Source organism: Anoxybacillus sp. TBDG-1 (genome assembly GCF_054815885.1).
This window is the reverse complement of the sequence record NZ_JBTZSY010000020.1, coordinates 1-19,181: the sequence shown is the minus strand read 5'-3', so window position 1 is coordinate 19,181 and position 19,181 is coordinate 1. Positions and strand designations below refer to the sequence as shown.

The 19,181-nt window shown below is 41.4% G+C and carries 18 protein-coding genes and 1 riboswitch; of the genes, 11 read left to right on the top strand and 7 right to left on the bottom strand.

Annotated elements, in window-relative coordinates:
• Positions 1 to 132: 132 nt before the first annotated feature.
• On the top strand, positions 133 to 882 hold the full coding sequence (locus tag ACYQY7_RS07700) for a YfkD family protein (RefSeq protein ID WP_461201508.1): 750 nt from the start codon (positions 133 to 135) through the stop codon (positions 880 to 882).
• Between the two features lie 35 nt (positions 883 to 917).
• Here ACYQY7_RS07700 and yfkAB read toward each other — a convergent pair whose 3' ends face one another.
• The gene (yfkAB, locus tag ACYQY7_RS07695) at positions 918 to 2,042 is read right to left on the bottom strand and encodes a radical SAM/CxCxxxxC motif protein YfkAB (RefSeq protein ID WP_461201484.1); all 1,125 of its coding nucleotides are present in this window, start codon (positions 2,040 to 2,042) and stop codon (positions 918 to 920) included.
• A gap of 113 nt (positions 2,043 to 2,155) precedes the next feature.
• On the opposite strand from yfkAB, the gene ACYQY7_RS07690 reads away from it, so the two are divergent.
• From ACYQY7_RS07690 to ACYQY7_RS07665, 6 genes are all read left to right on the top strand, one after another.
• Positions 2,156 to 2,350: an SE1561 family protein gene (locus tag ACYQY7_RS07690; protein ID WP_461201483.1), complete on the top strand. Its 195-nt coding sequence runs from the start codon at positions 2,156 to 2,158 to the stop codon at positions 2,348 to 2,350.
• Positions 2,351 to 2,441: 91 nt separating this feature from the next.
• Positions 2,442 to 3,965 carry a fumarate hydratase gene (locus ACYQY7_RS07685; protein WP_461201482.1) on the top strand — a complete coding sequence of 508 codons (1,524 nt, stop codon included), beginning with the start codon at positions 2,442 to 2,444 and terminating at the stop codon, positions 3,963 to 3,965.
• A 105-nt stretch (positions 3,966 to 4,070) separates the two neighbouring features.
• Positions 4,071 to 4,835: a delta-lactam-biosynthetic de-N-acetylase gene (gene pdaA / locus ACYQY7_RS07680; RefSeq protein WP_461201507.1), complete on the top strand. Its 765-nt coding sequence runs from the start codon at positions 4,071 to 4,073 to the stop codon at positions 4,833 to 4,835.
• A gap of 55 nt (positions 4,836 to 4,890) precedes the next feature.
• On the top strand, positions 4,891 to 5,757 hold the full coding sequence (locus ACYQY7_RS07675) for a DNA-3-methyladenine glycosylase family protein (protein ID WP_461201481.1): 867 nt from the start codon (positions 4,891 to 4,893) through the stop codon (positions 5,755 to 5,757).
• A gap of 11 nt (positions 5,758 to 5,768) precedes the next feature.
• On the top strand, positions 5,769 to 7,127 hold the full coding sequence (rlmD, locus tag ACYQY7_RS07670; RefSeq protein ID WP_461201480.1) for a 23S rRNA (uracil(1939)-C(5))-methyltransferase RlmD: 1,359 nt from the start codon (positions 5,769 to 5,771) through the stop codon (positions 7,125 to 7,127).
• 85 nt (positions 7,128 to 7,212) lie between these two features.
• The gene (locus ACYQY7_RS07665) at positions 7,213 to 7,617 is read left to right on the top strand and encodes a (deoxy)nucleoside triphosphate pyrophosphohydrolase (protein WP_461201479.1); all 405 of its coding nucleotides are present in this window, start codon (positions 7,213 to 7,215) and stop codon (positions 7,615 to 7,617) included.
• On the opposite strand, the gene ACYQY7_RS07660 is transcribed toward ACYQY7_RS07665, so the two are convergent.
• Positions 7,594 to 10,731 (bottom strand): DUF3427 domain-containing protein, encoded by a 3,138-nt coding sequence (locus ACYQY7_RS07660; protein ID WP_461201478.1) that lies wholly within the window; start codon positions 10,729 to 10,731, stop codon positions 7,594 to 7,596. The genes ACYQY7_RS07665 and ACYQY7_RS07660 overlap by 24 nt on opposite strands.
• 286 nt (positions 10,732 to 11,017) lie before the next feature.
• Between ACYQY7_RS07660 and ACYQY7_RS07655 the strand changes: the two genes are divergently transcribed.
• The 4 genes from ACYQY7_RS07655 to ACYQY7_RS07640 all read left to right on the top strand — a co-directional run bounded on the left by ACYQY7_RS07655 (position 11,018) and on the right by ACYQY7_RS07640 (position 15,724).
• A complete protein-coding gene (locus ACYQY7_RS07655; RefSeq protein ID WP_461201477.1) occupies positions 11,018 to 12,460 on the top strand; it encodes a protein adenylyltransferase SelO in 1,443 nt (480 codons plus the stop codon).
• Positions 12,461 to 12,549: 89 nt separating this feature from the next.
• Complete coding sequence (locus ACYQY7_RS07650) at positions 12,550 to 13,167, top strand: Crp/Fnr family transcriptional regulator (protein ID WP_461201476.1); 618 nt, start codon at positions 12,550 to 12,552, stop codon at positions 13,165 to 13,167.
• Between the two features lie 70 nt (positions 13,168 to 13,237).
• The gene (locus ACYQY7_RS07645) at positions 13,238 to 13,426 is read left to right on the top strand and encodes a YgaP family membrane protein (protein WP_055441800.1); all 189 of its coding nucleotides are present in this window, start codon (positions 13,238 to 13,240) and stop codon (positions 13,424 to 13,426) included.
• A gap of 405 nt (positions 13,427 to 13,831) precedes the next feature.
• Positions 13,832 to 13,918: riboswitch (cyclic di-GMP riboswitch) on the top strand.
• A 114-nt stretch (positions 13,919 to 14,032) separates the two neighbouring features.
• Positions 14,033 to 15,724 (top strand): methyl-accepting chemotaxis protein, encoded by a 1,692-nt coding sequence (locus ACYQY7_RS07640; RefSeq protein ID WP_461201475.1) that lies wholly within the window; start codon positions 14,033 to 14,035, stop codon positions 15,722 to 15,724.
• A gap of 37 nt (positions 15,725 to 15,761) precedes the next feature.
• Here the strand turns inward: ACYQY7_RS07640 and ACYQY7_RS07635 are convergent, their stop codons facing one another.
• From ACYQY7_RS07635 to ACYQY7_RS07615, 5 genes are all read right to left on the bottom strand, one after another.
• Positions 15,762 to 15,950, bottom strand: a complete 189-nt coding sequence (locus tag ACYQY7_RS07635; protein ID WP_183242750.1) for a YfhD family protein — start codon at positions 15,948 to 15,950, stop codon at positions 15,762 to 15,764.
• 68 nt (positions 15,951 to 16,018) lie between these two features.
• Positions 16,019 to 16,147 (bottom strand): YfhE family protein, encoded by a 129-nt coding sequence (locus ACYQY7_RS07630; protein ID WP_006322037.1) that lies wholly within the window; start codon positions 16,145 to 16,147, stop codon positions 16,019 to 16,021.
• A gap of 96 nt (positions 16,148 to 16,243) precedes the next feature.
• A complete protein-coding gene (locus ACYQY7_RS07625; protein WP_461201474.1) occupies positions 16,244 to 16,801 on the bottom strand; it encodes a GNAT family N-acetyltransferase in 558 nt (185 codons plus the stop codon).
• A 245-nt stretch (positions 16,802 to 17,046) separates the two neighbouring features.
• The gene (locus ACYQY7_RS07620; RefSeq protein WP_461201473.1) at positions 17,047 to 18,174 is read right to left on the bottom strand and encodes an amidohydrolase; all 1,128 of its coding nucleotides are present in this window, start codon (positions 18,172 to 18,174) and stop codon (positions 17,047 to 17,049) included.
• A gap of 35 nt (positions 18,175 to 18,209) precedes the next feature.
• Positions 18,210 to 19,118, bottom strand: a complete 909-nt coding sequence (locus ACYQY7_RS07615; RefSeq protein WP_461201472.1) for a TIGR01777 family oxidoreductase — start codon at positions 19,116 to 19,118, stop codon at positions 18,210 to 18,212.
• Positions 19,119 to 19,181: the final 63 nt, after the last annotated feature.

The following is a 19,181-nucleotide window of genomic DNA, read 5'->3' as shown; positions in this document are numbered from 1 at the left end:
ACAGGAAGCAATAATGATTGTTCGCGGATTTTTTTATAGGAAGGATAAATTGTTTACTTTTGAAAAAAATAACGATGAACGACGTAAAAAGAAAGGAGTCTGCGCATGAAAAGATGGTTTGCTTTAAGCATCATGTCCATTTGTTTATGTATGCCAACGATTAGCGAAGCGACTGTCAAACTTCCATCATCGGTTATCGACATCTCAAAAGAAAATACGTATCCGAATCCGACGCAAAATTTGCCTTATTTGCAACCGAGCGAACTAGCTAAACAACTGCTTCAGTCGGCGAATGTTAAAATTGAAAATCCGGAATTAATTCGTCTTTTAAACGAATCGTCGATTTCAAGCACCCCGTTTGCGATCGGTTATGAAGCAACGATTTATTTAGGACAGTGGCCGCTAAATTACGAATCGACAGAAACATCGACAAATTGGGAGTATCAAAAAGTGAATACAAACTTCGTTGATAATCGGGGCGGAAAAACGGCGGTGCGGCTAACTTATCGGCAAGAGATGCAAAAACAAGTGCGCGGCGGATTAACCGCAAGCATTCCGAATGAAGAAGATGTGAAAAAAATGATGCTTTTAACAGCGATGAAAAAAACAAACTTGCCGCTTTCTTTTAGCACATGGATTGGCATCGGGACGAAAAAAGAACAAGCATATAACGTTCCACCGAAAAAATTAGGATACTTATATGCCTATGCCCCTGCGGTCAATGAAAAAGGAAAAGTGACGTACGGTGAAGTATATATCGTCTTAAAAGGAAAGAAAAAAAGTATTGTCGTGAAAAACGTCACATCGCAAGGCATCGGTGCTTGGATTCCGGTGCAAGACCGAATTTCATTCGCTTTTGTCGCAAGCGACGTACCGAGATAAAACGGAAAAAGCTTGTCGAATGCCCGACAAGCTTTTTATCGTTCTATGTTTGCTTTTCGTGTTGTAAAGTCGACGTTTGGATAATAGCGGTTTTTCACAAGTACGTTTGGTCCTAAACATTTTACGGACGGACAATGGCAGTTTAGCGATTTTGCTAAATCGGATGTCATCCATTTGTCATAAGCAGAAAGAAGCGAGTCGGTTTGAATGTTGCCAAGCGTTGGTTCATCGCCAAAATCAGTGACAATGATGTCGCCTGTAAAAATGTTTACATTTAAACGTGAACGTCCATCAGGGTCGTTTCGTACTGTTACATTTTTACTTTCGTATAAACGTTTTAACAACGCTAAATCTTCTTCGTTGTCGCTGCATGGATAAAAAGGCAGCGTACCAAACAACATCCATACGTTCTCGTCTCGTATATCAAGTAAATAATGAATCGTCTCACGCAGTTCATCTAACGTTAACGTTTCTAAACTGCTAGCAAAGTCGCTTGAATACATCGGATGTACTTCATGGCGTTTACAGCCCATTTCGTTCACAATTTGACGATGAATTTTCGCTAAATGTGGTCGCGTCCGTTTATTTAGCATCGTTTCTGCCGATACAATCACTCCCATATTCGAAATCGCACGCGCATTTTCAATTATGCGTATAAAATAGCGCTCGCGTTGTGCGACGGTTGGCTTTTTCTCCATCATCGCAAAGCCGCCTTCAACGAAATCATCAATCGTGCCCCAGTTATGCGAAATGTGCAAAACATCTAAGTAAGGAATAATTTTTTCATATCGTTCTAAATCGAGCGTTAAGTTGGAGTTTATTTGTGTGCGCACCCCACGTTCATGCGCATATTTTAACAACGGCACGACGTATTGTTCGACAGATTTCAAAGAAAGCATCGGCTCGCCACCTGTAATGCTTAACGAGCGCAAATGCGGAATTTCATCGAGGCGGCGAAGAAGAAGTTCAAGCGGCAGCGCCTCAGGATCTTTTGTGCGCAACGTATAACCAACGGCGCAATGCTCACAACGCATATTGCAAAGCGTCGTTGTCGTAAATTCAATATTTGTCAACTGCATGCTTCCGTACTGTTCAACATCCATATATGCTTCCCACGGATCAAATGTAGGGGTGATCGCTTGACGCAACAATGTTTCCATAACCAAGCTCCTTTTATTTTAAAATCGGACTAACGATAATTATGCAAAGTGAAGTGAATCGTTGTCAATGATGTTTCGATCGTGTACGATAAAGAAAAAGCGAGGTGACGACGTTGGGCAACGCAGTATCAGATGAAAATCTACAACTATCCTATTTGAAAACGCGCTTAAATATGTTTCTGGAAGTGCTTGAAGCGATTGATCCAGAAACAGCTGAATTAGAAGACATTGACCGTCTCATTCAAATGATTGATGATTTAGAAATAAAATACGAGCGGTTTAAAAAAGATTGGGAAAAAAGTCGCTAAGCGGCTTTTTTTCACATTTGGAAAAGATGTATAATACAAATGGAGAATTCAAAAAATTGTTACATATTGAACAAAGGGGAAGGGAATAGTGATGGAAAAGTTTCAAGAAAGTATGTACAAGCTGATCGTTGAAACGTCAACGAAGTTGCCAAAAGATGTACGACGTGCCATTGCGAAAGCAAAGTTACGTGAGAACGCAGGAACGAGAGCAGCGATGTCGCTTGCGACGATCGTGCAAAACATTCAAATGGCAGACGAAAATGTATCGCCGATTTGCCAAGATACAGGTTTGCCGACATTTAAAATTAAAGTGCCTGTAGGTGCCAATCAAGTGGAGATGAAAGAGGCGATTCGTCGAGCGATCGCTCAAGCAACGAAAGACGGCAAATTGCGCCCAAATTCGGTCGATTCGTTAACAGGTGAAAATAGCGGCGACAACTTAGGGATCGGGTTGCCTGTCATGAAATTTGAACAATGGGAAAAAGATTACATTGATGTTCGCTTAATTTTAAAAGGTGGCGGCTGTGAAAATAAAAACATTCAATATAGCTTGCCTTGTGAATTAGAAGGGCTTGGTCGCGCAGGACGCGATTTAGACGGCATTCGCAAATGTATTTTACATGCGGTGTATCAAGCGCAAGGACAAGGCTGTAGCGCAGGATTTATTGGCGTTGGCATCGGCGGTGACCGCTCTGCTGGATATGACTTAGCGAAGGAGCAGCTGTTCCGCCCTGTTGACGATGTCAATCCGAACGAAGATTTGCGCAAACTAGAAGAATACATTATGGAAGCTGCCAATAAACTCGGCATCGGCACGATGGGATTTGGCGGAGAGACGACGCTTCTTGGCTGTAAAATTGGTGTCATGCATCGCATCCCAGCCAGCTTTTTCGTTTCCGTCGCATACAATTGCTGGGCGTTCCGCCGCTTAGGTGTAACCATTGATCCGCATACAGGTGACATTCAAGAATGGCTATATCAAGAGGGAGACGACGTCGACTTCCAACGGGAAGAAACGGAAGTTGTGGGCGAAGCGCGCGAAGTTGTGCTTGAAGCGCCAATTACAGAAGAACAAATTCGTTCGCTAAAAGTAGGCGATGTCGTTCGCATTAACGGCATGATGTATACAGGACGCGATGCGATTCATAAACATTTAATGGATCATGACGCCCCTGTTGATTTAAACGGTCAAATCATTTATCACTGTGGACCGGTGATGTTAAAAGATGAAAACGGAAAATGGCACGTGAAAGCAGCTGGTCCGACGACGAGCATTCGCGAAGAGCCGTATCAAGGGGAAATTATGAAAAAGTTCGGCATTCGCGCTGTCATCGGAAAAGGCGGCATGGGGGCAAAAACATTGGCGGCGTTAAAAGAACATGGTGGTGTGTACTTAAACGCTATCGGCGGTGCAGCTCAATATTATGCAGATTGCATTCAATCCGTTGAAGGTGTCGACTTTTTAGAATTCGGTATTCCAGAAGCGATGTGGCATTTGCGTGTAAAAGACTTTACAGCCGTCGTCACGATGGATTCACATGGCAACAGCTTGCACGAAGATGTCGAAAAATCATCGCTTGAAAAATTAGCCCAATTTAAAGAGCGCGTATTTTAATGAAAAATCCGTCTAGCGAAGCAGCTAGGCGGATTTTTTATGCTTCTTTTTGCACAACCTATCATGGAAAGGAATTGGGAGGTGTAAGCAGTGAAAAAAATCATCATGTTGTTTTTCTTCTTTTTATGTTTGCCGCTCAGTCAGGTAGAGGCGATGTCATGGGGATTTAAGCGAAGCGAAAATCACATTCCTCCTTCTGCAGGAAAACATTTGGACGAGTTACTCGCCAAATACGATGCATTTTATTTAGGCGATCCGATGAAAAAATATATTTACTTAACGTTCGATAACGGATATGAAAACGGTTATACTGCCCAAATTTTAGACGTGCTCAAACAAAAAAAAGTTCCTGCTACGTTTTTTGTGACCGGCCATTATTTGCAATCGGCCCCCGACTTAGTGAAGCGGATGATAAACGAAGGGCATATTGTTGGCAACCATTCATGGCATCATCCTGATTTAACGACCGTTAGCGATGAAAAATTGCGTGAAGAGCTTGAAATGGTTAGAAAAAAAACAGAGTTGTTGACGGGGCAAAAGCATATGCACTATATGCGTCCACCGCGCGGCGTTTTTAATGAACGGACGCTTGCGGTCGCACGCGAACTCGGCTATTACCACGTCTTTTGGTCATTAGCGTTCGTCGATTGGCACGTTCACGATCAAAAAGGATGGTCATATGCTTACAATAACGTCATGAAACAAATTCATCCGGGCGCCATTATACTGCTGCATACAGTATCTAAAGATAATGCCGATGCGCTTGCCAAAATTGTTGACGATTTGCGAAAAGAAGGATATGTTTTTAAAAGCTTAGACGATCTCATGCTGCAAAAAATGAATATTCCTGCTTGGCTTTTTTCCCTTTGACGATGTGCAAAGGGATTTGTTTCGTTATAATATAAGGAAAAAGGTAGGAATAGACATGTGGCAACAACGAATTGAAGTAGAAGCTCCATACGATTTTTCACGTGTATTAGAGCGGTTAGCGCAAGATCCGTTAGCTGTAGTAGACATAGAAAAGCAACAGCTAGTGATCCCGCTTTATATAAATGAAACTCCGATTGCTGTTTTCGTTCGCAGCATCGGGGCAAAACAAGCACCGGCTTTTCTTGTTGAAGCGCAGTACGAACAATTAAAAGAAGCGATATTGTCCCGTCTGTTTCACATATTACATTGGGATCGCTCCCTTTTGCCAATTCACGAACATTTTTTACAAACGGAATTGCGGGAAATTTTCCGTGAACATGAAGGGACGCCGCTTATTTTAGAAGCGGATTTATATTTTTGCTTGATCAAATGCATTATTCACCAGCAGCTACATATGAAAGTGGCGTACAAAATGACGGAGCGGTTTGTGAAAACGTTCGGGCGAGAAACGGACGGTATATGGTTTTATCCGCGCCCAGAACAAATTGCTCGCTTATCGTACGACGAACTGAAAGCGTTGCAGTTTAGCCAAAAAAAGTCGGAATATATTATCGATATTTCGCGGCTTGTTGCCGAAGGAAAATTATCACTAGACAAACTAGCGGAGGCAACGGATAAAGAAGTGATGGACACCTTGCTTCCATTGCGCGGTATCGGACCGTGGACGGTGCAAAACTTCCTGTTGTTTGGGCTCGGTCGTCCGAACTTATTTCCAAAAGCTGATATTGGCTTACAGCGAGCAGTGCAGAAACTACTTTCATTAGAAACGAAACCTTCAATGGCGCAAATGGAGGCGTTAAGCAAGCGATGGGAGCCGTATTTAAGCTACGCGTCGCTATATTTATGGAGAAGTATTGAATAGGAGAGATCGCCATGTTACAACAAGGACAACAATTTCCACTCACCATTAAACGATTAGGCATTAACGGAGAAGGTGTCGGCTATTTTAAAAAACAAGTCGTGTTCGTTCCGGGGGCGCTTCCGGGAGAAGAAGTCGTCGTTCAAGCGACGAATGTGTATCCGACGTATGCGGAAGGAAAAATCGTGCGCATTCGTAAACGATCCCCACACCGTGTAAAACCACCTTGTCCTGTATATGACCAATGTGGCGGCTGTCAACTGCAACATTTAGACTATAACGCACAGCTTGAAGCAAAGCGCGATATTGTCATTCAAGCGCTTGAACGCCATAGCCGACTAAATATTGAAGCGCTCGATATTCGTCCGACGATTGGGATGGACGACCCGTGGCATTATCGCAACAAAAGCCAATTTCAAACAGGAGTGAAAAAGGGGCGTGTCATCGCTGGACTCTACAGCATGAACTCGCACGAGCTCATTGACATCGACCGCTGTTTCATTCAACATGACGCCACAAACCGTGTCACAACGGTCGTGAAAACGATTTTGCAACATTTGCGCATTCCGATTTATCACGAGCGGAAAAGAACAGGTGTCGTGCGCACGATTGTAGCACGTGTCGGGTTTTTTACAGGCGATGTGCAGCTTGTCGTTGTGACAGCGACGAAAGAATTTCCGCGCAAAGAACTATTTGTAGCGGAAGTGAAACGCCGATTGCCAGAAGTGAAATCGATCGCTCAAAACATAAACGGACAAAAAACGTCGCTTATTTTTGGCGATGAAACTATTGTGCTTGCCGGTGAGCCGTACATTCAAGAAGTGCTTGGCGACTTATCGTTTGAACTATCTGCCCGCGCCTTTTTCCAGCTTAATCCGATTCAAACGATAAGGCTATACGACGAAGTAAAAGAAGCAGCAGCACTAACGAAAAATGAACGCGTCGTCGATGCGTATTGCGGCGTCGGCACAATCGGTCTATGGCTTGCCCGTGAGGCGAAAGAAGTGCGCGGCATGGATACGATTCCAGAAGCGATTGACGATGCACGCCAAAACGCCGAACGTCATGGTTTTACAAACGTCACCTATGCGGTCGGAAAAGCAGAAGTATTATTGCCAAAATGGGTGAAAGAAGGATGGAAACCGGACGTCATCGTCGTCGACCCACCGCGAACAGGCTGCGACAACGCCTTGTTAAAAACGATGTTACAAGTGAAACCAAAAACGGTTGTGTACGTCTCCTGTAACCCATCGAGCCTCGCTCGCGACATCGACACACTCGCAAAACGATATCGCGTCGAATACATTCAACCGTTTGACCTTTTCCCACACACTGCGCATGTGGAAAGTGTGGCGAAGTTGGTGAGGGAGTAGTCGATCTGGACGAGCATAGAAAAAAGGACAGATTTTTTGTAGAATGAAAGTATTCACAAAAAATGAAGATAGAGGGGAAACGTTAATGAAAAAAACGGTTTGTGTCGTAGGGGCAGTGATATTTGATAATAAAAATCGTGTGTTGTGTGCACTTCGGTCGGATACGATGATACTTCCTAAACTTTGGGAATTTCCGGGTGGGAAAATTGAAGAAGGGGAAAAAGAAGAAGAAACGTTAGTAAGAGAAATTTATGAGGAATTAGGATGTACGATTGAAGTACATGAAAAAATTGAAGAAGTGCATTATGAATACCCTCAAGTCATTGTCCATTTACTCACATATAGAGCGACAATTATTGAGGGAGAACCGAAGGCGAAAGAACATGCTGAATTAAGATGGGTCCCACTCGGAGATTTAAAATCTCTCGAATGGGCACCCGCTGATATTCCGACTGTAGAAGCTTTATTAGCGAATCAAGTCAATATATAAATCTTCCGGCACGGGATGATGTAGACGCCATGTGATGCTCATTGGTTTATCACCATAGCTCGATACATAATCGACTTCACCGAGATAAGTAAAAGGCAATGTCATTCCGTGCATTTCCTCAAATTTTCGAACAAATAGATGAATACGGATTCCAAGCTCTTTATGACGAATAAAATTTTGTCCGACCGAAGAGTTATGAGACGTTTGATTTTGGCTTTGCCAATGAAAATGTTTTTGATCGAGAAAATAATCTTTGTAATGTAAATGTTCTTTTACTCTTTCTGATTTATTTAAATTGACGAACAGTAAATAATGATTTCTAACTTTACTTACTCCTTCTCGCCACGATCCTTCTTTTACTCCTGCTTCAAATAAGAAAATTAAATCGTTTCGCGTATAGTTTTGATAAAGAGTAAGCTTTTCTCCTTTAGCTAAAAATTTTTCAGGACGATACGTTCTCCTAAATTCAATAAGTCCATAGTCGATACGGTCTTTGATGTAATTGGAGAACTGCGTATTCTCTGTTAAAGTAAGAATGTCGCTATTCAAGATGAACTGGTGACCATTTCGTTGTCCCAACGACCATTTTTGTTTTTTATATGTCGATGCGAGGCGGTCCATCGATTGCATAATCATCTTTTCATGTTTTTCTAACTGCACATCTACGGCAAATTTTTTGGCAAGTTGTTTTACGACATCTTCGCAAGACACAACGTTTTGTAATAAAGCTAACTGCAAAATAACGAAGTCGTAAGGCCACTTAATGGGAAGTTGATTTTCTAGCCGTTCAACGCACTCACACATCAATGGGTGGTGTAAAATCATTTGGTCAAGCTCGTTTATATCATTCATTTTTTCTTTTGTTTTGACCCATGAACGATACTTATATATGAAAAACGTTAAGCTTGGCGATTGCTCGTAATATAAAAAATCTAATATTTCTGGTGAGCGCCCAAGCTCATTTTTAAATTGTTGATATAGCATTTTTAACATATCTTTCGAGTTCATTTTAATGGAGTCAATACGATCTAAAATTTCCCTTTGCGTTACTGGGTCTAAATCGACATATGCGCCACCTGGTAGATCGGCAAATTCGTGTGTAATCGCAACACGGAGGGAATCTTTATCAAACGCTTTGTCGTTCAGTTGTCCAGCTAGAGCGAGCGGGATCATAAACGATTTTTGATAATTTCCTACAAAGTCCAAAACCGTCACAAACTCTTTTCCTTCTACTTTTCTTAGTCCTCTCCCTAATTGTTGAATAAATACAGTCGATGATTCGGTAGGTCTTAAAAATAATAAAAGATTCAAACTTGGGATATCAATTCCTTCGTTAAAAATGTTAACGGTGAAAACGAGTTCAAGTGGATCGTCCGGATTTTCTAGTCTCTTTATGATCTGTTCACGATATTCCACGCTATGTTCACCAGTTAAATATGTTGTGCAATATCCGCGTTTATTAAATTGTTCGCTCATATATTTTGCATGCTCGATATTTACACAAAAAGCGAGCCCAACGATACGATCGCCGTCATAACCATACGTGCGAATCATTTCAATAATAAAATCTGTTCGTTCGTTTGTTTTTAAAGCGTTCACAAGCAATGCTTCATCAAACATGCCGTTTTTTAATGGAATCTGACTATAGTCTACCGTACGATCTGAAATACCAAAGTAATGAAATGGTGCGAGCAACTGTGCGTCTAGCGCCCCCCTTAAACGTATTTCATATACAACGTTATGGTCACAAATTGCTAAAACATCTCTACCGTCCATTCTTTCCGGTGTTGCTGTTAAGCCAAGCAAAAATTTCGGCTGAAAATAACGAATAACTTTTTGATATGTGGGTGCTTCGGCATGATGAAATTCATCGATAATGATATAGTCAAATTCATGTTGCTCAAAATGTTGCAACGTTTCGTCTTTAGAGAGCGATTGAACGGTACTAAATAAATACGGTTTATCGAATTGTTTCACAGTTCCTGTTATTTTACCAAATAGATGGTCATTTCCTATCACATGTTTAAATGTTTCGATTGCCTTATCTAACAATTCTTCACGATGAGCGATAAATAAAAGCTTTTTTGGATCATATGCTTTGACATCAAAAGCTGCTAAATATGTTTTTCCAGTTCCAGTAGCAGCGATAATGACTCCTTTTGTGTTACCACTTTTTCTTGTGTATTCAAGGTTTTTTAATGCTTTTTTTTGCATATCATTCGGTGTCACACTTGATGTAACGATATATTCTTCTTTCGGCTCAGCAGCTAAAGGTTTGTTTTCTTTTCTTATTGTTTGTTGTTCGTATTTTTGGATAAATGCATGATCAAGAGAAATCGCATCTGTATGATTCCATATTTTCTCGAAAATTTCTTTTGTATGTTCATAAATTGGTAAAAAGCTTGTATCTGGTAGCTTTACATTTAGTTCATGTCCGTTCATGAGGGCTGAGTGTGAAATGTTTGACGAGCCAATGATTACTGTATTCAGTCCTGAACGTCGATGAAACATGTACGCTTTTGTATGAAAAGATTGTTGTTGTGTATCAATCATTTTTACTTGTACGTTCGAAAATTGCATGAGTTTTTCAAGCGCTTTTGCTTCTGTAATACCTAAATAGGTTGATGTAATAATACGTACAGGAATGCGTTCTTCTTCAAGCATAAGTAAAGGACGGATCAATAATTGTAGACCTGACATACGGATAAAGCTAACCATAAAATCAACAGAGTCGGCTGTGAGCATTTCATATTTTAATGTTTTGAAAAAGTTTTTCATTGTATGTTTGTCGTTATATAGTAAATGCAATCGAGACAAGAAAAAATCTTCTATAATCGGTATTTCCCGTTGTCCATACGTGTATGTAATCATAGAGATCGGCAAAGAAAAAGAATCTTCTTTGTCTGATACTAATGTAGAAATGTGTTGAGTTAGTTGCATAATTTCCTCAAAACGATTCTCTTTTGCCAAACTTTTTAGTTTGCGAGCGAGCTGTTTAGCGGAATGAAGAACGAGAACTTCAATGTAGTCTTTCGGTGATAGACGTTGTATAACACTTGTATCAGGATATTGTTTTGTAAGAAGTTGCAGTTCCTCAAAAAAACTTTTGTTCATGAAATAAAACCACCTAACACTTTTTTATAAAATTTTACCATGATATGTGTAGCATTTCCATCGCTGAAATGACATGATTACAGAGGAACATTCTATATCTCCTTTTCATTCTCGTTTTGTCACACGCCTCGGTTTCAATTTTTTATTGTTAAATTAAGCAAACAAAATGAGCCCAATGACATTTCGCCACGACAATCCACCCACACAGCACTATGAAAGAAAATAGGATATACTAATACATACAACCAAAACGTTAATTTGAACGTTTCATAAGGGAGGTAGCACGTTGGACGCAAATTGGAACTTTGACAATAGTTATGCCCGCTTGTCTGAGCGGTTTTTTACAAGGCTTCATCCGACGCCTGTCAATGACCCAAAGCTTGTTGTGCTCAATCGTTCGCTGGCAAAGGAGCTTGGGCTATGTGCGGAGGCGCTAGCGAGCGAGGATGGGGTGGCGGTGTTTGCCGGAAATCGAATTCCTGAAGGTGCGGAGCCTTTGGCGCAGGCGTATGCAGGACATCAGTTTGGATATTTTAATATGCTTGGCGACGGGCGAGCGATTTTACTTGGTGAACATGTGACGCCAGACGGAGAACGGTTCGATATTCAGCTGAAAGGGTCGGGACGGACGCCGTATTCGCGTGGGGGCGACGGGCGTGCGGCGCTCGGACCGATGCTTCGTGAGTATATCATTAGCGAGGCGATGTATGCGCTTCGTATTCCAACGACGCGCAGTTTAGCCGTTGTGACAACAGGGGAAGTTGTTATTCGCGAAACAGAGCTGCCAGGAGCGATTTTGACGCGCGTGGCAGCGAGTCATTTGCGTGTCGGGACGTTTCAATATGCGGCTCGTTTTTTATCGAAAGAGGAATTGCAACAATTAGCCGATTATGCGATAAAGCGGCATTACCCGAATGTTGAACACGCCTCCAATCGCTATCTTTTTTTGCTTAAAGAAGTGATGAAAAAGCAGGCGGCGCTTGTGGCAAAATGGCAATTGGTTGGATTTGTTCATGGGGTGATGAATACGGATAATATGACGATTAGCGGCGAGACGATTGATTACGGACCGTGCGCATTTATGGACGTGTACGATCCGAAAACGGTGTTTAGCTCAATTGATACGCAAGGGCGGTACGCGTACGGCAATCAGCCGTATATGGCTGGATGGAACATTGCACGCTTTGCAGAAAGCCTTTTGCCGCTTTTACATGACGAAGAACAAAAAGCGATGGAGATTGCGCAAGAGACGATTGCTCAGTTTCCGATGTTGTATGAAATGTATTGGCTACAAGGGATGCGCGCGAAGCTCGGACTTTGCACGGAAGGAGAGGAAGATAAAAAGCTTATCGGTGAATTGCTTCATCTTATGTACACCTATCGGGCTGATTATACGAATACGTTTCGCGCGTTAACGCTAGATGAGTGGAATTTTAACGAAAAAGAGTTTCGCGACTGGTACACACGTTGGCAACAAAGAATCGCCCGTCAAGACGTGACGAAAGATGAAGTACATGAACGAATGCGACAAAACAATCCTGCCATCATTCCGCGCAACTACCACGTTGAAGAAGCGCTTGCGGCAGCGGTTGAGCATGGGGATGATACGGTCATGGAGCGGCTGCTTCACGTGTTAAAATATCCGCATGCATACACGAAAGAACAAGACGAATATGCCGAGCCCCCTGCACCGTCTGATCGACCGTATCGGACGTTTTGTGGGACTTAGAAAAACTTCTCCTGTTTTGGGGAAGTTTTTTTGTATGGAAAGGGATGGTTGGTACGTTGTAATATTAAGAAAGGAAAGGGGGAGGAATATTGTTTCCATTTTTGCATGACAATTTATACATAAACGTAAAGCTCCCGAAAGGAACCATTGTTTTTCGGGAGGGGGATATGTGTGAGCATGTCGCTTTTATCGTCTCTGGTGTCATTCGGGTCGCAAAAATAGGGGAGAATGGAAAAGAAGTGAATTTATATCGCGTTTGTCGTGGGGAGTCGTGTGTGTTGACCATTTCAAGCGTATTGTCGCATTCACCTTTTCCGGCGACCGCGATTGTGGAAGAAGATGCGGAAGTACTAATTGTTCGGAAAGATACGTTTGCGAAGATGATGACAACAAATGTTGAGCTACAAACGTTCGTTTATGATATGGTGATGAATCGCTTTATGGCGATGATGCAAATGATTGAGCATATTGTATTTGAAAAGATGGATAAGCGCATGATTGAGTTTTTACTTACACGATGCAAAAACAGCAAGGCAAACACGATCGAGATGACGCATGAACATATTGCTGTGGAACTTGGAACGGCACGCGAAGTCGTCAGCCGAATATTGAAGCAATTCGAGCGGGAAGGATATATTCAACTAGCGCGTGGGAAAATAAAAATTGTGGACAAAAAAGGGTTATATGACAAATTTGCAACAATGTGACTTTATCACAGAACGTTTCCCTTTTTTCCTCTATGATTAAAGATAGATAAGAAGAGGGGAGGAAAAGAAAATGAAAGCTAATGTTGGTTCAGTTGATCGCATGATTCGATTCATATTAGGTATTGCACTATTAGGATTATTTTTCCTTGAGGGAAATATAAAATATGTCGGTATTTTAGGAATCGTTCTAATTGCTACGGCATTTATAAGATTTTGTCCACTTTATGTGCCATTTCGAATCAATACAACGAAAAAATAGCCTAAGCAAACGCTTGGGCTATTTTTTCGTTGAACTGAAAAAAGCAGGTGTCTATGGGCGTCTGTTTATTAATCTACTTTTAACACGAGTGGCTGTTAATTTGCCCGTTTATCATGCGATTGAATACGCCGTTCATATTTTCAGAACATAAAATATTTTTTGGATAAAAAGGTATATTTTTATTTATGTATTGACGATACAAAATGTTACCCTTTTAGTCATAAAGTATGAGTAAAATGTTTGTTGGAAAAAAGACATGTTCGTTATTTAGAATAATAAGGAATTTTTCAAATATGTAAGCAAAATAGATGCAAAAAGGGCTCTTCTCCTAGAAGGTAGTAAGTGAAGTGCAAAATACCTACTTCTTTTTTCATAGTTGTTGTGATAAAATGAAAATGTAAAAAATTGAATAATCGGCAAACTACTCGAAAGGGTAGGGCGCAAAGCTATAGGGGCTACGTCTATATGTAGATATGCCAGCCAGTTGCCCTTCTTGTGAAATATAAGAAGGTCTCATTCTCTAGGGAACATGTCGAACTATAGCTGCCTTTACTCACTTTGCTTGGGCAGCTTTTTTATTTTATTACGACATAGGAGGGAAGCATCATGAATTTAACAGTAAGAAAAAAATTAGTGTCGACGTTTCTTGTAGTACTATCAGTATTTATCGGGGTCAGTATACTTACATATAACCGGCTAGAGCAAATTGACGAACAATACTCGCGTGCGATGAAAGAAGGATTTGAACGAATTAACCTTGTGACAAATATGCAAAATGCGGTATTGCGCGAACAAATTGCGGTGCGAGGATATTTAATTAACGGAAAGCCTGAAAGTTTAACGGCATTTGAACAAGCGGCGAACGAATTTTTAGCGAATCAACAAACTATCGCGTCATTGCAACTAGAAGATGAAGCAAAGCAAGCAGTTGATCGCCTAGCGAAAGCAGAACAAGAGTATCGTAGCATTGCGAAACAAGCGATGGAGTTTAAAAAGCAAGGTCAAATGGATGAAATTTCACGCTTAATGAAAGAACGAGGAAATGCGCTAACGCTCGAGGTAACGGAAGCAGGCGAACAAGCGAGAGCGATTCAGCAAAAACATTTACAACAAATGAGTGAAACATTGTCTAAACAAGCAGAAAATATGAAATATATGACGCTCATTACGACTGGTATTGCTTTTCTCGTAAGTATCGCCATTGCAATTTATATTAGCGAAAAAATTGCCAAACCGGTTAGACAAATTTCTGAACATGCCGAAAAAATCGCACATGGCGATTTATCGTTGGATGATATTCATGTTGCTAATCGCGATGAAATTGGTGAATTAGCCACATCATTTAATCAAATGGTTCACCATTTGAAACGACTCATCCAACAAGTGAGCACAGCAACCGAGCATGTGTCTGCTTCGGCACAAGAGCTCATGGCAAGCGCGGAGCAGGCAAGTGCAGCGACAGAAGAAGTAACGACAGCTATTCAAGAAGTAGCCCAAGGGGCAGAAATGCAAGGAAAACATGCAGAAGAAAGCGTGGAAGCTATTGGTGAGATGGCAACAGGAATTGAGCGAATGGCTCAAACGGCTACCGTTGTAGCGAATTCTGTGACGGAGACAACGAAACAAGCGACTGTCGGACAGCAATATTTACAAAAAGTCGTTATGCAAATGAATACAATTAACCAGTCGACAAACGAAACGAATACAGTAATTAAAGAGCTAAATGAAAAATCAGCACAAATCGGAAAAATTGTCGATGTCATCGTCGGTATTGCTGAACAAACAAACTTATTGGCGCTTAACGCAGCCATTGAAGCGGCACGAGCAGGCGAACACGGAAAAGGGTTTGCCGTTGTAGCAGACGAAGTGCGTAAATTGGCAGAACAGTCGCGTGAGTCTGCAAATCAAATTGCACAATTAATTGAAATGATTCAACAAAATACAGGCCATGTTGTAAGTATTGTTGGAAAAGGAACGGAAGAAGTGAAACAAGGAACAAAATTAGTAGAAGAGACAGGAACATTTTTTGCGCAAATTTTGCGCTCGATTGAACAAGTAAATGCCCAAATTCAAGAACTATCAGCGGTTTCTGAACAAATGTCGGCCGGTGTTCATCAAGTGCATGCTTCGATGGATGAAGTATCGTCGATTGCGAAACACTTCGTTGAACGGACGGCTGAAATTTCCGCATCTTCTGAAGAACAGCTAGCATCAAGTGAAGAAGTAACATCAGCAGCTACATCGTTAGCTGAAATGGCAGAAAAACTACGCAATGCGGTTTCTACGTTTAAAGTTTAAGGTGTCCCTAGAATTTTCGGGACACCTTCTCTTTATTTTATGATTTTCTTCTTTTACTTTGGCGAATGCCAGCTGCTTCAGCACGTGCTTGTGCCTCTAAATCTTCATGATCGGCAAATTCGGCAGAAAACTCGACATCGTGACCGTCTGATTTCATCGTTTTTGGTACTTGTGGCATTTTTGATTTGTTTTTATCGCGCGCTTTTTGACCACGTGAACGTCCCATATGTGTCGCCTCCTTTCTTTCGCTACTAGCATGTGACGAATAGCGAAAAAAATGAATGGAGAATGTTGTTAATGACGAGCATGTTTGTCGGTAAACCCACCGGCTTGATCCGCGCGTTTGAAATCGCGGGCGTATGTCACTTCTTGTGCGCTAGAGAGCGTACTTTTCGTTTTCTCACGTTTCTTTTTGTCAGCCATATGTATCCCTCACTTTTGTAAAATTGTAACATTAACATTATGAGCAGAAAAGTAAAAAATTATCCAAATAAAAAAACCTGTTCGCACAGAACAGGTTTACGCTTCTTTTAATTGTTGTTCATCGTCAAGTTTTTGTTGGCGCATCGCATATAGTGTATAGTTGTCTTTTGAAATTTCATATAAGTTATATATGTCTTCGCCTTGATTCATTTCTTCCCATAATCGCTTTCTCGTTTCATTAGCAAGGGTGACGTAAGGAAGTTTTTCAGCAGCTTTTGTGGAGCGGACGTTGACTTTGCGAATGCGCATGAAGATTGTGTTGATGGAACGTTCATAAAACAGTTCGTTAAAGAAGGCATCTTTAGCAGGTTGGTTGTATCCTTTTCCATGATACGGCTTTCCAAGCCATGTGCCTAAAAAGCCAGCGCCATCTTCAATGTCAAATAAGTTAATCGTTCCAATCGGATTGCCCCACTCGTCTAAAATGGTGCGCGAGATAAGTTCGCCGCGTTCTTCAGCTTCAATCGTTTGTTTTGTAATAAACAAAAACTCTTCGTATGAATATGCTTTATGGCGCACGAAAGGGAAGACGTCTGGGTGCACCATAAGCTCGTATAACGCTTGACAATCTTGCAGTTCGCGTTTTTTTAACATCGAATCTCCCTCCATTTACGAGGGCAGTCGACCATAGGGAACGAGCCACCCTCGAAATTTTTTAATTTATGCAAATCAAAAAATTTCGGGGTGGGAATCGAACCCACTAGAACCAGCGCATTGCTGGTGGCGCACCATTTGCCTTCCCTTACTGTCGCATGAGTATATAATTTTGAACGTATATATTTCGTGTATAACCTTTTATATCATACTTGAAACGGTGTAAAAAATAAATAGTTTTTTTATTAATTTTTTTTGTATATTATTTCTCCATTTATCATGGTGAATATAGGAGTTGCGAGGTAGTGAAACGGATGATAATTCCAAACAACAATATCAGCATCTTTTCCAATCTCTAAGCTGCCGACACGGTCATCAACTCCTAAGTTGCGTGCTGGTAAAATCGTAATGCCTTCGAGTGCTTTTTGTTCATCAAGCCCTTCACGCACAGCAATCGCAGCGCAAATGTGCAAATATTGAATTGGTGTGTACGGATGGTCTGTCGTGATCGAAACATGGACGCCGACATCGGATAAAATTTTATACGTTTTCCAACTTTTATTTTTTAGCTCTACTTTGGAGCGGCGTGTGAGTGTCGGGCCAACGGAGACGTGCAAGTTCCTGCCTTGGAGCTCTTCTGCAATGAGATGCCCTTCTGTACAATGTTCAATGCGCAAATCCAGTTCGAACTCATCAGCTAAGCGAATAGCAGATAAAATGTCATCAGCACGGTGGGCATGAACACGAATCGGAATTTCACGATTTAGCGCTTGAATAATCGGGATTGTGCGAAAATCGTGCGGCCAATCGCTATATTTCGCGTTGTAAAACGTTTCGCGAAGCATTCCCATAATGCCCATGCGGGTAAGTGACTCTTTATTCCCTTGGCTATGCATGCGTTTTGGGTTCTCACCGAGGGCGATTTTTAAGCCAGCTGGTTGTTTAATAATCATGTTTGCGACATTTTTTCCGTGCGTTTTAATGACTGCCGTCGTTCCGCCGATGACATTCGCGCTTCCAGGCATAATATGAACCGTTGTAATGCCGTGTTCAATCGCATCCCGAAAGCCAGGATCGAGCGGATATACGCTATCAATAGCACGTACATGTGGAGTCATCGTTTCAATTGTTTCGTTTGCATCGTTACCTGCCCATCCTGTTCCTTCGTCGTATAAACCAAGATGTGTATGGACGTCAATAAACCCAGGAAAGACGTATTTTCCCGAGACATCAATAACTTCTGTTTCCTCATTTGCGGGAAGGTTATAACCGATTTCTGTAATTTTTCCATTTTCAATACGTACATCTGCCCCTTTTATCGGAGGAGATGTAATCGGATATATTGTTCCATATTTTAATAGTGTGCTTCGCATGTCAATCCCCTTTATGTTTTCTTATAGTGTATTCGTCACGATTGTAGAATGTTTACTAATGCTTCATCAATAGTCGAAAATGAAAAATCGTATCCTGCTTGAAGCAACTTTTCAGGGATAACACGTTGCCCTTCTAACACAAGCATGCTCATTTCTCCTAACAATAGTTTGAGAACGGAGGATGGAACAGGAAGCCAATGCGGGCGATGTAGAACTTTAGCGACTGTTTTTCCGAACTGTTTCATCGTCACAGGAGATGGAGCGGTGACGTTGATCGGGCCTGATACGTTTTCGTGTCGAATAACAAAATCGATGGCGCCAATGACGTCCTCTATATGCACCCATGACATCCATTGTTTCCCGCTTCCAATCGTTCCACCAATGAACCATTTGTAAGGAAGAACAATTCGTGGAAGTGCTCCGCCACCTTTCCCTAAAATAATACCAAAGCGCATAAATACCGTGCGCACGCCAATTGATGCAATGCGTTGTCCAGCCTCTTCCCATCGTTTTACTGTTTGCGCTAAAAAGTCTGTTCCCATTGTTTCATGACGTTCAGTAAATGTTTCGTTGAGCGATGTGCCGTAAATGCCAATTGCACTTGCTTGAATGACAACACGCGGCTTTTTATTCATTTTTGTAATTAACTCATATATCTCATTTGTTGCTTGTAATCGACTTTCCATCATTGCCCGCTTTCTTGTTTCGTTCCAACGTCCGCTATTAATCGGCTCACCAGCTAAGTTTACGACCACGTCAATGGAAGGCAGTTGTTCATGAGGTTTTGCGTCCTCCGTTAGCCATTGCACATAATGAACATACGGATCGTTCTCCCGTTTTTGAGCGTTTCGCGTTAATATATACATATGATGGCCATTTCGTGTAAAATATGTTGTTAATGCTTTACCGACAAATCCGGTTCCTCCAGCAATTAAAATATTCATTATTTTCCCTCCTCGTATAGTATGTTTAGAAAGATTTTTAAATCGAATTTCCAGTTGGATATG

Coding starts and splice junctions, on each gene's coding strand:
- ACYQY7_RS07700 (WP_461201508.1), top strand. CDS start 133: ATGTCCATTTGTTTATGTATGCCAACGATTAGCGAAGCGACTGTCAAA.
- yfkAB (WP_461201484.1), bottom strand. CDS start 2,042: ATGGAAACATTGTTGCGTCAAGCGATCACCCCTACATTTGATCCGTGG.
- ACYQY7_RS07685 (WP_461201482.1), top strand. CDS start 2,442: ATGGAAAAGTTTCAAGAAAGTATGTACAAGCTGATCGTTGAAACGTCA.
- pdaA (WP_461201507.1), top strand. CDS start 4,071: ATGTTGTTTTTCTTCTTTTTATGTTTGCCGCTCAGTCAGGTAGAGGCG.
- ACYQY7_RS07675 (WP_461201481.1), top strand. CDS start 4,891: ATGTGGCAACAACGAATTGAAGTAGAAGCTCCATACGATTTTTCACGT.
- rlmD (WP_461201480.1), top strand. CDS start 5,769: ATGTTACAACAAGGACAACAATTTCCACTCACCATTAAACGATTAGGC.
- ACYQY7_RS07665 (WP_461201479.1), top strand. CDS start 7,213: ATGAAAAAAACGGTTTGTGTCGTAGGGGCAGTGATATTTGATAATAAA.
- ACYQY7_RS07660 (WP_461201478.1), bottom strand. CDS start 10,731: ATGAACAAAAGTTTTTTTGAGGAACTGCAACTTCTTACAAAACAATAT.
- ACYQY7_RS07645 (WP_055441800.1), top strand. CDS start 13,238: ATGAAAGCTAATGTTGGTTCAGTTGATCGCATGATTCGATTCATATTA.
- ACYQY7_RS07640 (WP_461201475.1), top strand. CDS start 14,033: ATGAATTTAACAGTAAGAAAAAAATTAGTGTCGACGTTTCTTGTAGTA.
- ACYQY7_RS07635 (WP_183242750.1), bottom strand. CDS start 15,950: ATGGGACGTTCACGTGGTCAAAAAGCGCGCGATAAAAACAAATCAAAA.
- ACYQY7_RS07630 (WP_006322037.1), bottom strand. CDS start 16,147: ATGGCTGACAAAAAGAAACGTGAGAAAACGAAAAGTACGCTCTCTAGC.
- ACYQY7_RS07625 (WP_461201474.1), bottom strand. CDS start 16,801: ATGTTAAAAAAACGCGAACTGCAAGATTGTCAAGCGTTATACGAGCTT.
- ACYQY7_RS07620 (WP_461201473.1), bottom strand. CDS start 18,174: ATGCGAAGCACACTATTAAAATATGGAACAATATATCCGATTACATCT.
- ACYQY7_RS07615 (WP_461201472.1), bottom strand. CDS start 19,118: ATGAATATTTTAATTGCTGGAGGAACCGGATTTGTCGGTAAAGCATTA.